We start from the raw sequence: 13,549 nt of genomic DNA, 5'->3' as shown, positions 1-13,549 counted from the left end.
ATATCATTTACTGAACATCCTTCCGCCTATACTCAAAACCAAAATCCAAAATTATTATTCCACTATCGTAAGTGGAGCTACAAATCGTTCTGCGCCATCATAAACAAACAGAAAATAATTTCCTGCCTGAATATTTAATATTGAAATTGTATTATTTGAAAATGCATTTATGTTATTTGTCTGAATTAAATTTCCTGTTACAGAATACAATTCATATTTCGCATCTCCTGAATTAATATTATATTGCAATTGAATATTACTATTTATTGTTGCTGGATTTGGTGAAACGTTTATAACAACTGGGCTGCCGTTATTTTCTATTCCAGTTTCAGCAATTGATTCAGCATTAATTGTAAATTCGAATGAATTTGCGGCATCATAATGATTTGTACAAGAGATGGTCACAGTTCCTGTAGCCGGTATCAGATCTGTAAAAAAATCCACTCTCACTATTTCCGTTTCACCGGGCGCTAAAAATACTGTTGTGGAATCCTCACTCGGAGAATAACAAAGATCGGTACAAAGTGTCGTAAACCAACCCTCCGGAATATCTGCTTCCGTTCTTACAAAATCTATTAATACATCATCGTCACTTGTATTTGTAAACGTAACATGTGCTGCAATTATATTATCCACCACACCATAAAAAACTTCTTCCGGTTCCAAAACTGCATCAAATGCACCTTCAGGGTCATAGGTTCCTGTTCCCACTAAACCTAAAAGATCATCAATAGAAGCATACATATCTTCCGGTTCTTTGTTAAACCATTTTTGTGCATCGTAAACATATCCATCGGGAGCAATTAACCATGCAGGATTTGGGTTTGTTCCCCAATTTGTCCAAAATTCATTACACGGCCCGTCAATTAATACGGGAACATTTATTGTTTCATTTGCAAGCATATCACTTACAATATCTTTACGCTCGCCATAAGTAGTTGGCTGACGATATAATATTCCCTCTGCATAATTATCAGCTCCCACATTTTCATATCCGAAATAAGGACTGAAATCAATAACGGGGTGAGCTTCAACGGTATAAACCAAATAAATTTGAAGATCATCGCCATACATAGCTTTCATTTCATTTATTACATCAATCTTGCCGCGAAATACATAACAGGTATAATTACATCCAACCAATAAAACAGGTTTTACACTGTTTAATAATCCCGACATTTGAACTGAATCTCCCTCCAATGTATACAATTTAAAATCATGCACAAGTTCAGCTTCCAGCGGCTCAGGTAATTCTGTTGTGATCTCAGGATATATGGGGATATAACAAACAGCATCGTCATCGTTGGGTAAACTTGTTTGTCCGATAAAAGTGTCTAAAGGCACTTGCGCTAAAACTGTGATTAGTGATGAGGTAATTAATAGGCTAAAGGATAGTAATTTTTTTCGCATGTTATTTTTTTCTTTTCGTTGATGGCTGCAAATAAACGAGGAAGCAAATTCTTAAACAAATTGCGTTAATGAAGTGTAAATAGATGGATCACAATTTTTACATGGAAAATGTTTCCCAAATTTTGATGATAAAAGTTTCCTTTTGGTTACAGGATTGATTCTCAGGAGAGAGTAATAACCGGAACATTCGAAACTGCATTGGACATAGCCTTTCCATTAATACTTTGTTGGGAAAACATTTACAATAGTTTAACAACCTTTACACTAAATTTTACCGGGTTTCTTAGTTTGGAAGAGGTTTAGATCAATTTCCATTTTCAATTAAATCTTTCCCTCAAAACCATAAATTTCTTCTCAAAAAATAAATAAGAAATACCGGAAATTATTATGGAGAGGAAAAGCGCAATGATAGAAAACAACAACAAACTCCAAACATCATCAATTTTTATAGAAAGATATTTACAAAATTGAAACATGATATGAATGAAAATAAGATGGTAAACATAGAGCCCATAACTTATTTTTCCGAGTTTGGATAAAACAGAATTATCATTTATTCGGATCTTCGAGTCCTGAGGAATAAACACACAAATAATCCCCACAAATAATAATGCAATAAATGTAGGACGTAAAATATCCAAAAACATAATATTGGTGATGGGAAAAACCGTGGTTTGAAAAATAACAGCAATAACCGCGAGCATTAAATAAAAATATTTTATCCAAGACGGAATTGCTCTGATAAACGACGCTACCCTTTCATAATTTTTTGCGACAAAATAAGCAGGTAATCCACCAATGGCGAAATTATCAAGGTTGGTAAATATTTCCTGATTTACAATGCGTTCGTTATGTGTTATTCCGGGTTCGAGATAGCGAGCGATCCAGGAAATAATGATGCTACAAATTAAAAATAAAGGGATTCGTTTTCCTGGGATTAAAAATATCACCAGCATCCACAAAATATAAAAATGTTCTTCTATACACAACGACCAAAATACACTCAATGGAGTGGTTTGTGGGCGATTATCCTCCAATAACATTTTATAATTTTCGGTAAAGGTGAATGAATATCTCCAATCAAAGGCATATCCGTTGCCTATCATATGCAAACCCAGTGCTTGTTTAATATCGTAGGGGATAATTGCAACAATACCTACAACGAGAAAAAATAAAGGCCATATCCGGAAACTTCTTCGAAGGAAAAATTTCTTTATATTGATATGTCCTACATGTAATTTTTCATAACTTAGAATATAGGTTATTAAAAATCCGCTCAGCACAAAAAAGAAGGTAACTCCTATCCCACCCCCTGATTTTAAAAAAGAAATTGTCTGCGAATTTCCTTCATAGGGAATATGTAATAAAAACACTTTAAAAAATGCAAAAAACCGGAGAGCATCGAGGGTATGGAAATGGATCTTTGGGGGCATGGATATATAAGCTGCCAATATTACGAATATAATCTACACGATAAAAATTAATTTGAATTCAGTCGAGTCTTCCCGCCAACAAATACAACACCGCCATTCTTATTGCAACACCATTTTCCACTTGTTGTAAAATAATACTCTGTTTGCTATCGGCAACATCGCTGGTTATTTCCACTCCGCGATTGATTGGTCCGGGATGCATAATTACGATCTCTTTTTTAAGAGAGTTCAGTAATTCTTTATTAATTCCATAATATAAACTGTATTCTCTCAGACTTGGGAAAAATTTAATATCCTGACGTTCTAATTGTATACGCAAAATATTTGCAACATCACACCATTCCAAAGTTTCTTTGAGGTTGTAAGAAACATTTACACCCATACTTGCAATATGTTTGGGCATTAAAGTTGGGGGACCGCAAAGAGTAACTTCTGCACCCAACATTTTAAGGCAGTGAATATTGCTTCCTGCCACCCGACTGTGCAAAATATCTCCAATAATTGCAACCTTTACCCCCTTTAGATCGTTTAAACGTTTTCCAGTTTTTTCACCCAGTTTTTCCATCATACTATATGCATCCAAAAGGGCTTGTGTAGGATGTTCATGGGTTCCGTCGCCGGCATTTATAATGGTTGCGTCGATATGTTTGCTTAATAAAACCGGGGCACCCGGACTTTGGTGCCGCATTACCACCATATCCACTTTCATGGCGAGGATATTATTTACAGTATCAATTAATGTTTCCCCTTTTTTTACAGAAGAGCTTGAGGAGGAAAAATTAATAATATCTGCGCTCAATCTTTTTTCTGCGAGTTCGAAGGAAATTCTGGTGCGCGTGCTATTTTCGAAAAATATATTTGCAATGGTAATATCGCGCAATGTCGGAACACGTTTTATCGGGCGATTTAATACTTCTTTAAAATTATCAGCGGTATTTAATATGAGTTGCACATCTTCCGGTTGAAGATCTTTTATTGCGATAAGATGTTTTACACTCAGGTTGCTCATATTATTCTTTAGATGGTACTATCCACACGGCATCGCCACTTCCATTTTCGCCCCAATCCACTCTCACTTTTTCACTTGTAACGGCATCAATCGTTTTGCCGACATAATCGGGAGTGATAGGCACATGTCTGCTCAATCTTCTATCTATTAAAACCAATAATTCAATTTTTGCGGGTCGCCCGAAATCGAGCAGGGCATCGAGTGCAGAACGGATCGTTCTTCCTGTATAAAAAACATCATCCACCAAAACAACCTCCTTACCATCCACCACAAATTCAATATCTGTTTCTTCTGCTAAAAGAGGTTTTTCGCGATGACGAAAATCGTCGCGATAGAAGGTGGCATCCAATAATCCGAAACTTATAGTTACTCCCGGAAGCAGTTCTTCGAGTGTTTTGCGAATTCGTTTAGCCAAAAATACGCCACGTGGTTGCACTCCTATTATACATGTATTGGAAAAATCGCTGTGGTTTTCAATCAACTGATGACAGAGCCGCTCAATGGTGAGCTGGAACTTTTGATTGTCGAGTATAATGCGGCTTTGCACTAAAATGTAAAGGTAGATGAAAAAAGGGAAACGGCAAAGTGGAGGATTTCATGCAGAGGATGTGTTTTATGGTGTGGAGGAGTTTCACGCAGAGGGCGCAGAGGTGCAGAGAGCACAGAGGGTGGTTTGTATTTTATTTTGGGAAGGTTTCACGCAGAGGATGCAAAGGTGCAGAGATGTGGTTTGGAGGTTTAGTATGAAGGGTTCGCAGGATACTGAGGTACAATGAAAGCTAGGGTATTGTATTGGGCTTTAGATTTTCCCCACAGTGTACCGAAGGAACGCTGTGGGAGGGCGGAGATAAAGTTTCAATTTGGACATGAAACCAAATGCATTTAACGTTTATAATTTTAATATGTAATATTATTAAGGATTTAGACAAATGAAATAACACACTGATTCACTGCACTATGAATAAACTTATCCTGGTATTCTGTTTTATTATTACTATAATTTCCTGTTCACGAAAGTTAGATGTTGTGCGAGATCAGCCCAAGGATTTTTTATATGCTCCCAATTGTTATTGGTTACGTGATAATTTACAAATTGATGTTACAGAAATTTCAAATGTGCATTATCGGGAGTATTTATATTGGTTATCAAAAGAATCTCCAATGGATTCAAGTATTTATTTGAATGCTTTTCCAAATACTTTGGTTTGGCGTGAAATGTATTTTAACTATCAGCCTTTTGTAAATTATTATTTAAGTCATCCAACATATGCTCACATGCCAGTTGTTGGTGTTACCAATCAACAAGCAGAAGCATATTGTAAATGGCGGAGTTTTGTTGTAAATCAGATGATTTATCGAAATAAGGAGAAATTAAAAATAGAAAACCAGGATACTTTATATCATTTTCCAGTAAAGTATTTATACAGACTTCCGACAAAGGAAGAATGGGAATATGCAGCACTTGCGGGTGATTCATTAACCGAGCAAACTTTTGGTTTTGAGAGTATATTGGATGGAGAAGAATCATTTATTTTTAGCAAAGAAAATGCAACAATTAAATCATATGATGCTGTAAATAGAGTATTCAATAATATAATTCCAATACAAGTATTTGAAGGTAAAAAGAATCGTTATGGCCTTTATAATATGATAGGTAATGTTGCGGAACTTGTGCAGGAAGAAGGTATTGCCAAAGGCGGAAGTTTTTATCATAATCTGGATAGCAGTAGAATTATTATTGATATTCCCTATTCTACTCCCAAAGCCTGGCTTGGGTTCAGATGTGTTTGTGAGGTAATGGAAAACGACACTTTAATAAAACCCAAGGAATTATTGGATGCTCAAAAATATATTCCAACTGCCTCCATCGATAAAACGGTTTATCCTGAACCGCAATCACTTAAAATTAATATCGATTCTATATTTGCAGATACGATGCAAAAACTTTTTTACATTTCCATTGATGAAATTAAAAAAGTAAAGTATTTATCAGATATTTTTGATATTAAACCTGATACTGTTCTTTCCTATGAAGTTGTTTTCGGAGCTGCTAATGGACATGTTATTTCAGAAGCAGCAGATACAGATGATTTGCCTGTAATGTTCTTAGCGAATTTACCTTTGGTAAAACAAGGAAATGTTGCATTATTTAGTTTTGTGTTATATAAGAAAGAAGAAGAACGAAACGTTTATCACACGATTAAATTTATCTTTGTAAATTGATTCCTAAACTATATCCAATTTACTTCAATAGACCACACTATGAATAAATTATTTTGGGCATTAAGTTTTATTATTACTCTATTTTCCTGCTCACCAAAATATGATGTAGTTCGCCGGGAAGCAAATAAAACACCTTCTCCACCCGGAACAATCTGGTTAAACGATAATATTTTCATGGATGAAACAGAAATTACAAATATTGCATGGAGAGAGTTTGTGGCTTGGAATAAAAAAATGTGTGGTATCAATTCTTTGGCATTTACTTTATCGAAATCAGACACTTTGGTCTGGAGTAAATTACTTACCTTTTCTGAACCCTATGTAGCATATTATCACAAGCATCCCGCTTATTACTATTACCCTATGGTAGGTATCACAAAACAACAAGCGGAATCTTATTGCAAATGGCGAACCTTCGTTGTAAATCAAAAAATATTTATAGACGAAAATAAATTGAAGGATTATGATATTGATACTCTGGTGAATTTCCCGATAAAATATATTTATCGTTTACCGACGAAAGCAGAGTGGGAATATGCAGCGAGTGGAGGACTGGATAAAGAAAATTATCCTTATGGATTTGAGGACCTGAAATTTAAATACAAAAAATATCAACTTAATAAAATTAATTACAATGATACTACTCATAATAAATTTATAACCCCTAAACTTTGGTTATACAATGGCTTTCTGACGCAAGAAAATTATTATGGGGATTCTAACAAATTCGGATTTTACAATATGCCCGGAAATGTTGCAGAATTGGTTGCGGAAGATAGAATAGCAAAAGGTGGAAGCTACAGGCACTATCCGGATAGTTGCAAGATAAATATTGATATACCATATAACGAGCCAGAGGCTTGGTTAGGGTTTAGATGTGTAAGTGAAGAAGTTGAAAATAATTTGATAGAGGCAAATGAATTATTGGAGTTTGATTATTCGCCAGAAAAATACAATTCTGGCCTTAACTCTATTTTAAATGATAGTCTGTATTCATTGAAATATGGTAAATTTAAAATTAAACCTGCTGAAAATTATTTTGGTGTAAATTCAGATCCATTTATATTTTACAAAGATGTAAGGGAAATCATTTTACTCGATTCTTCGGAAAATATTATATCTTTTGGAACAATATTCTATCCGGCATCAAAAAGTAAAAATATTATCACAGATGAGTCAAATAGTGGAAAATTTACCATGACTATGCAGCAATGTTTGAAAAAATGTGAAATTGGTGATATCATTATTCTTCATGATATTCGAGTTAAGAATAAATATAATATTATAACATTGCCACCTGTTTATATTATGCTTAAGGAATGAAGAAATATCAATTATTGATTGAAAATTTAGCCTCCCAATCCACAGAGTTCCCTTCGGGTAACACTGTGGGGGCACTCTTTTTTTTTAAATTATCCACGATATATTCTAAGCTTGAGTATAAGATTAATTTAATTTAATCATTAATAATTAATGACTATTTTTTAGTTTTCAATAATTGTTTTTTATCCAATTTTTCAATGATAAATCCAATTACATAATCCTCATGCGTTGTGAGCAGTATATCACTATTTTTTACCTGCCCTCGTATTGTTCGTTTCAATACCTTCCAGACTTCTAATTTTTTATATTTATCATATGGTGTTTGCATGAATTTAATTTTGATGATTTATCCTCCGAGGGTGGTCGGTGAAAAACACCGACCACGGCGTACAATGTGTCCCCGCAGAGTTACGCGCAGCGAACTCTGCGGATGGGTATAGGAAAAAATTCAGGCCTTCACCAATTTTTTAACAAGGCGCTTCTCTCCTATTTTTAATTCTACAAAATAATTTCCTGCAGCTAAATTATTGGCAGGGATGAAGAAATAGTTGCCGGAATTATTTTGGGATATAAATACCTTTTCTCCTGAAATATTATAAACATTTAAACTTGCACCATTAACATTTTGGTTGGTGGAAATATTTATTATATCCGAAATTGGATTGGGTGATATGGTGATATTTAATTCAAGTGTTTCCTCAATAGAAATATTTGGTGGCTCTGCCCTTGGCATTTGAATTTTCCATGCACCACGACCATAGGTTCCGGCAAATAAAGTATTGGATTCCTGATCGTAATAAATTTCATAAATGGAAACCACAGGCATTTCTGAACCCAAAAAATTCCAATTAATTCCATCATTGTAAGAATAATAACATCCAACATCAGTTGCTATCATTAAAGAAGTGGAGTCCTCATTTAATTGTCCTATCACAATATCATTAACCGGAATATCGGGAAGGTCGCCGGATATATCGGTCCAGCTGTCGCCGGCATTTGTCGATTTATATACGTGTGCAGCATTATCTGCCCAACGGAATCCACTGAAAGTTACATACACAATTTCTGCATCCTCAGGATCCGTTTCTATACTCATACAATAACGATATGGTAAACCCTCGGTAATTAATTCCCAATTATCTCCGTAATCTTTACTTCTCCAAACATTTGCATCATCAGTTCCAACATATATATAATTTGTATCGGCTGCTGCATTGTGAATGGTGAAAATACTTCCAAATGTTAATCCCGTGCCGGAACTCCCATTGGAAAGATCATCACTGATCGTTTCAAAATTATCTCCGTAATTGGTGGTGCGCTGAATTTTACTTCCACCTATATAAATTGTTGATCCATTTAAAGGATTTAATTCCAAAGGACTTCTCCAATTATGCCTGTCGCCCCAATCGTAACCGAAAAATGCTTTTTCAACTCCATCCACAACGCCATAATAATTGCCATATTGGATATTTGCGTAGTAAGAATTTTCATTTACCGGTAACCATTTTGCGCTAACTCCGTCGCCACCATTTACAAAATACCAATCGCCGAAAGTATTTTTTATAAAACTACCATTATCTTGTGCACCACCAATTAATAAACTGGTATCACCTGGAAAAACATCCAAAGTATATAATTGTGTAACGGGAATATTCTGAGCCGTAGTAAATGTTGCAAAATCATTTTCCGTAAAAAATAATCCGCCATCGCTTCCCATTATTTTAAAATTTTCGTTAGTGGGAGAAATATATAATGCATGGCAATCCACATGCGCGGAAGTTGCCATTCCGCTCCATGTATTTCCACCGTTATTGGAACGCGCGCAGGTAAATCCGATCCAATAAACTTTGTTTGCATCACTCGGACTAATGCGCATTCCGCCGAACCAGGTATCCTGTGCGGAGGTTGCAACTTCATCGGCACAATCAAGTGCTATCCAGGTATCACCTCCATCCACAGTTTTATAAATATCTTTTAATGTTTCTGCAGGATCAACAATAGATGCATATAATACATCAGGATTTGATGGTGCTATAGTTAATGTAATTTTTGCAAGAGGTTCTAATGGCAATCCATTGGTTAACATATTCCAGGTATCTCCACCATCTTCACTTCTGTAAATTCTGCTGCCATTTCCTGAATAATCTTTTCGGTTATATCTGCGTACTCGTTCCCATGTTGATGCATAAACAATATTCGGATCATCAGGATTTATGCAGACATCAATTCCTCCGGTGGAATCATTTATATATAAAACTTTTTCCCAGCTTGTGCCTCCATTTTCTGATCGGTAAATTCCGCGTTCAGATGAATTTTCGAAAAGATCACCCAACATTGCAGCAAATAAAATCTGATTATTATCAGGATGTATAATAATTCTTCCGGTATTTCCTCCTTCGGTTAATCCGATATTTGTCCATGTGTTTCCACCATTGGTAGATTTGTAAATTCCATTTCCATCATAAGTAACAGATCCGGTTCCATTTCCGGGCTCACCGGTACCTACATAAATAATATTCGTATCTATTTTGTCAATAACAATATCACCAATAGAAAGCGTTGAATTATCATCAAAAATATTTGCCCAGGTTGCACCTCTATCATAGGATTTTAATACACCACCTGATGCTGTTCCCACATAAATGGTATTATCATTTCCTGCAGGACAATCAATATCCAGAATTCTTCCCCCGATGGTAACAGGACCAATAAAATTCCAGTCCTCAATATCGGTTGTTTTAGCATTTTTATTTTTTATTTTTTGCGCTAAAGCAGATTGAACAGCTTTGCGTTGTGCAGCTCTATCTGTTTTATCATAAGGAAATGCTTTTTGCTGATAAAGCCAATCGTCGATGCTTTGTTCTCTAGTATTTTTATTGGAAATTTCTTCCGCGGAAGATAAATACTTGTATTGAATTAATAAAAATCCGGAAATGACAATTAAAGTAAGGAGTAAATATTTTTTCATTTTGGTTGATTGAGAATATAAATTTACGACGGTTCTCTTAATTTACAAAAAAAGACCGCTGTCATGGAGGGAGACAGCGGTCGATTGCAATTTTTAACTAATTATAAAGCGCAGAGACAAGTGAAATGAGAATTGAGAATTGAGAATTGAGAATTGAGAATGGCAGAACTCCCCTTTCACGATTGCTCAAAATATTCCCGAATAGCTTTTTGTTGTTATTTCAATAATCCCACCAGTAAAATCGCCGTAATTTGCCGGTATTCCTCCGGTTAAAACAGAGATATTTTCAATTGCATTCATTGGAACATATAAGCTGCCAATTACTTTAACTCCATCAACAACATACATGGTTGCATCCTCCCGGGATCCTCCAAGAAAAAGTCCACCGGTTCTATCATTTTGCTGAACTTTTGCAGCCTGTACTGCAACTTCTACCGGGCTGCTAACAGTCATATGACCAATATCTTCCGCTTCAAACTCTTTTACTTCGCCAGGCACCTGATCATCAACCAAAGAAGGCCTAACGGTAAATGGATCTAATTTTATTCCCGGGTAAATAATAAAATCCTGATAATTTATTCCATTGGAATTTACTTCTAATCCAAGATATCGGGTTGTATCATATCCGATAAAAATAATTGATACATCATAAATACCTGGTTTTACTGGTTTGAATACATAAATTCCATTATCATTGGTGGCAACTTCCATCACCTTTGTGTCACCACTTTTTAAGATCATGTGTGCACCCGGAAGAGCTTCGTTTGTTTCTTCATCTAAAACTTTTCCTGTAATTTCTCCTTCGTTTTGTGCTTTGCAATAAAATGTTGCAGTGAGCAATAATAACATAACAGTAATTTTTTTCATGTGTCGCTTTTTTAGTTATTTAATATTCCAAAAGTAATGGTATAAAAAAAGCGCTGTGTCATCGGATTGCAATCTAATGTGAAATGACGGGAAGTTGACAGTTAAGAGTTCTGAGTTCTGGGTTCTGAGTTCTGGGTTCTGGGTTCTGGGTTCTGGGTTCTGGGTTCTGGGTTCTGGGTTCTGAGTTCTGGGTTCTGGGTTCTGAGTTCTGGGTTCTGGGTTCTGGGTTCTGGGTTCTGGGTTCTGGGTTCTGGGTTCTGAGTTCTGGGTTCTGAGTTCTGGGTTCTGGGTTCTGGGTTCTGAGTTCTGAGTTCTGAGTTCTGGATTCTGAGTTCTGGATATCTAAAACCTGAATATTTAAGTTTGCGTGGCTGTTTAATTGTCAATTATCAATTACCTCCTCCTTCCCTCAGACCTACCAGGTTAAAAATAACCTGGTAGGTCGAGGGCATATAGGGCTGTTTAATTGTCAATTATCAATTGCCAATTATCAATTACCTCCTCCTTCCCTCAGACCTACCAGGTTAAAAAAAAACCTGATAGGTCGAGGGCATATAGGGCTGTTCAATTGTCAATTATTAATTGTCAATTATCAATTATCAATTATCAATTACCTTCAGTTTTCTTCCACCACAAGTGTTTCCGCGATCAGATCATGCAATCCTTGTTTTTTATCTGTGAAAAGTACCATTAAAAAACCTATTCCAATTATGAGTGCTGATATTATTTTGCAGATATTTCTGATGAATGCTTTTTTGTAATTTATGTGTTCCCCTTTTAATCCGGTAACTTTTATGTTGAGAATTTTTTTACCAAAGGTAGCTTGCGAATTTCCGCCTTCCATAATGATAAAATAACCCATAGTCAATATATTATTGAACCATATAATTCCCCATGATTCCTTAAAGATATTCGTGCCAAATATTAACCCGATAACATATCCTGCAAAGGATACCAAAATACAATCTAACATCCATGCAGCCAATCGTTTTCCAAATCCTGCCGGCACCTGAAAAACAGGTTGAGTAAATTCCTGATCGAGTAATTCCATAAATTTAAAGGTAGGGAAAAGTTTGGGTTCTGACATGTAGTTGATCTCCTGCGTCTATCACTACATGTTTCGGTTCGGGGTTCGGGGTTCTGAGTTCGGGGTTCTGAGTTCTGGGTTCTGAGTTCTGGGTTCGATACGGAGGAAAATTACTCTATCATTCATAATCAAATTATGCCCTAGACAAGTTGAAAAAGTTGAGAAGGTTGAAAAATTATAATTCGGAGGAAAAATCATCAATGCTACAAACTGCCCACTGCTTACTGCGACTGCGACTGTGACTGCGACTGCGACTGCGACTGTGACTGCGACTGGAACTCCCAACCAAAATCCCCTCCACCCATAAAATTTCCCCCTCTCCAACATTTTTGGTATCTTTGCACCCTCAAATAAAAATCTATGAACAAATTAACAGTATTACCAATAGCTGCGCTGTTTGCAGTGGTAATTTCCTCATGTAAAGAGACTAAAATACAAAATGTTAAAATGGAAAATGGTGCTGACTCGCTGAGTTATGCTATCGGTATCAATATCGGAGAAAGTTTTAAGGAGCAAAAGATCACTGAAGTGAATACAGAGATCATGGCTGCAGTTATAAAAGCTATTCTTACAGAAGATACTCTCGGACTTAAAATGAATGATTCCAGTTCTTTAGCGTTCTTGAATGGTTATATGCGCAAAAAAGCGGATATCGAAACCGCAAAAGCGAAAAAAGAAGGTGATGATTGGTTAGCAGTAAAAGCTAAGGAAGATGGTGTTAAATCTACACCAAGTGGCTTACTTTACAAGGTAATAACTTCCGGAACAGGCGCTACACCTGTGGATGGCGATCAGGTAGTTGTGCATTACACGGGAAAATTTATTGATGGTGAAATTTTTGATAGCTCAGTTAGAAACGGACAACCCGTTACACATCCGGTAAATGGATTTATGGCAGGCTGGACAGAGGCTTTAAAAATGATGAAGGTTGGCGATAAATGGATTTTATACATCCCGTCAGATTTAGGTTACGGACCGGCTGGATACCAAGGTTTTATTCCACCTAATGCAGCACTTGAGTTTGAAGTTGAACTTTTAGGAGTAATTCCTGCAGGCACTGAACCTGTTATAAAAGAATAATGGATTCGTAAAACATATTGCAAAACCACGCTAAGGCGTGGTTTTGTCGTTTTAAATATCTCTATTTATTAATAAAATGCAAAAAATGTGAGTGCTTTGAGGTTTACATAGATTATACTATTAATTAACAATTAATTAAATTTGCAGAG

12 protein-coding genes are annotated in these 13,549 nt (G+C 35.8%); 4 read left to right on the top strand and 8 right to left on the bottom strand.

Features of this window, described 5'->3' with window-relative positions:
• Nucleotides 1–54: 54 nt before the first annotated feature.
• From IPI31_11580 to pyrR, 4 genes are all read right to left on the bottom strand, one after another.
• The gene (locus IPI31_11580; GenBank protein ID MBK7568453.1) at nt 55–1,410 is read right to left on the bottom strand and encodes a T9SS type A sorting domain-containing protein; all 1,356 of its coding nucleotides are present in this window, start codon (nt 1,408–1,410) and stop codon (nt 55–57) included.
• A gap of 317 nt (nt 1,411–1,727) precedes the next feature.
• Nucleotides 1,728–2,861, bottom strand: a complete 1,134-nt coding sequence (locus IPI31_11575; protein MBK7568452.1) for an acyltransferase — start codon at nt 2,859–2,861, stop codon at nt 1,728–1,730.
• 40 nt (nt 2,862–2,901) lie between these two features.
• Complete coding sequence (locus IPI31_11570) at nt 2,902–3,852, bottom strand: aspartate carbamoyltransferase catalytic subunit (GenBank protein MBK7568451.1); 951 nt, start codon at nt 3,850–3,852, stop codon at nt 2,902–2,904.
• Between the two features lies 1 nt (nt 3,853).
• Nucleotides 3,854–4,399 (bottom strand): bifunctional pyr operon transcriptional regulator/uracil phosphoribosyltransferase PyrR, encoded by a 546-nt coding sequence (pyrR, locus tag IPI31_11565; GenBank protein MBK7568450.1) that lies wholly within the window; start codon nt 4,397–4,399, stop codon nt 3,854–3,856.
• A 16-nt stretch (nt 4,400–4,415) separates the two neighbouring features.
• Between pyrR and IPI31_11560 the strand changes: the two genes are divergently transcribed.
• The 3 genes from IPI31_11560 (at nt 4,416) to IPI31_11550 (ending at nt 7,398) form a co-directional block, all read left to right on the top strand.
• Nucleotides 4,416–4,628, top strand: coding sequence for a hypothetical protein (locus IPI31_11560; protein MBK7568449.1), 213 nt, complete (start codon nt 4,416–4,418; stop codon nt 4,626–4,628).
• 181 nt (nt 4,629–4,809) lie between these two features.
• A complete protein-coding gene (locus IPI31_11555; GenBank protein MBK7568448.1) occupies nt 4,810–6,075 on the top strand; it encodes an SUMF1/EgtB/PvdO family nonheme iron enzyme in 1,266 nt (421 codons plus the stop codon).
• 39 nt (nt 6,076–6,114) lie between these two features.
• Entirely contained in the window at nt 6,115–7,398 is a 1,284-nt protein-coding gene (locus tag IPI31_11550; GenBank protein MBK7568447.1) for an SUMF1/EgtB/PvdO family nonheme iron enzyme, read from the top strand.
• A 154-nt stretch (nt 7,399–7,552) separates the two neighbouring features.
• Here the strand turns inward: IPI31_11550 and IPI31_11545 are convergent, their stop codons facing one another.
• From IPI31_11545 to IPI31_11530, 4 genes are all read right to left on the bottom strand, one after another.
• Entirely contained in the window at nt 7,553–7,726 is a 174-nt protein-coding gene (locus IPI31_11545) for a hypothetical protein (protein MBK7568446.1), read from the bottom strand.
• Between the two features lie 120 nt (nt 7,727–7,846).
• Nucleotides 7,847–10,366: a T9SS type A sorting domain-containing protein gene (locus IPI31_11540; protein MBK7568445.1), complete on the bottom strand. Its 2,520-nt coding sequence runs from the start codon at nt 10,364–10,366 to the stop codon at nt 7,847–7,849.
• A 186-nt stretch (nt 10,367–10,552) separates the two neighbouring features.
• The gene (locus IPI31_11535) at nt 10,553–11,233 is read right to left on the bottom strand and encodes a carboxypeptidase regulatory-like domain-containing protein (GenBank protein ID MBK7568444.1); all 681 of its coding nucleotides are present in this window, start codon (nt 11,231–11,233) and stop codon (nt 10,553–10,555) included.
• 616 nt (nt 11,234–11,849) lie between these two features.
• Entirely contained in the window at nt 11,850–12,320 is a 471-nt protein-coding gene (locus tag IPI31_11530) for an RDD family protein (protein MBK7568443.1), read from the bottom strand.
• Nucleotides 12,321–12,680: 360 nt separating this feature from the next.
• On the opposite strand from IPI31_11530, the gene IPI31_11525 reads away from it, so the two are divergent.
• Nucleotides 12,681–13,400 carry an FKBP-type peptidyl-prolyl cis-trans isomerase gene (locus IPI31_11525; GenBank protein MBK7568442.1) on the top strand — a complete coding sequence of 240 codons (720 nt, stop codon included), beginning with the start codon at nt 12,681–12,683 and terminating at the stop codon, nt 13,398–13,400.
• Nucleotides 13,401–13,549: the final 149 nt, after the last annotated feature.

It is taken from the genome of Bacteroidota bacterium, from assembly GCA_016706865.1.
Classification (GTDB): domain Bacteria; phylum Bacteroidota; class Bacteroidia; order Chitinophagales; family BACL12; genus UBA7236.
This window is presented reverse-complemented; position numbering and strand designations above follow the sequence as displayed.

Coding starts and splice junctions, on each gene's coding strand:
- IPI31_11580 (MBK7568453.1), bottom strand. CDS start 1,410: ATGCGAAAAAAATTACTATCCTTTAGCCTATTAATTACCTCATCACTA.
- IPI31_11570 (MBK7568451.1), bottom strand. CDS start 3,852: ATGAGCAACCTGAGTGTAAAACATCTTATCGCAATAAAAGATCTTCAA.
- IPI31_11560 (MBK7568449.1), top strand. CDS start 4,416: ATGAAAAAAGGGAAACGGCAAAGTGGAGGATTTCATGCAGAGGATGTG.
- IPI31_11555 (MBK7568448.1), top strand. CDS start 4,810: ATGAATAAACTTATCCTGGTATTCTGTTTTATTATTACTATAATTTCC.
- IPI31_11550 (MBK7568447.1), top strand. CDS start 6,115: ATGAATAAATTATTTTGGGCATTAAGTTTTATTATTACTCTATTTTCC.
- IPI31_11545 (MBK7568446.1), bottom strand. CDS start 7,726: ATGCAAACACCATATGATAAATATAAAAAATTAGAAGTCTGGAAGGTA.
- IPI31_11540 (MBK7568445.1), bottom strand. CDS start 10,366: ATGAAAAAATATTTACTCCTTACTTTAATTGTCATTTCCGGATTTTTA.
- IPI31_11535 (MBK7568444.1), bottom strand. CDS start 11,233: ATGAAAAAAATTACTGTTATGTTATTATTGCTCACTGCAACATTTTAT.
- IPI31_11530 (MBK7568443.1), bottom strand. CDS start 12,320: ATGTCAGAACCCAAACTTTTCCCTACCTTTAAATTTATGGAATTACTC.
- IPI31_11525 (MBK7568442.1), top strand. CDS start 12,681: ATGAACAAATTAACAGTATTACCAATAGCTGCGCTGTTTGCAGTGGTA.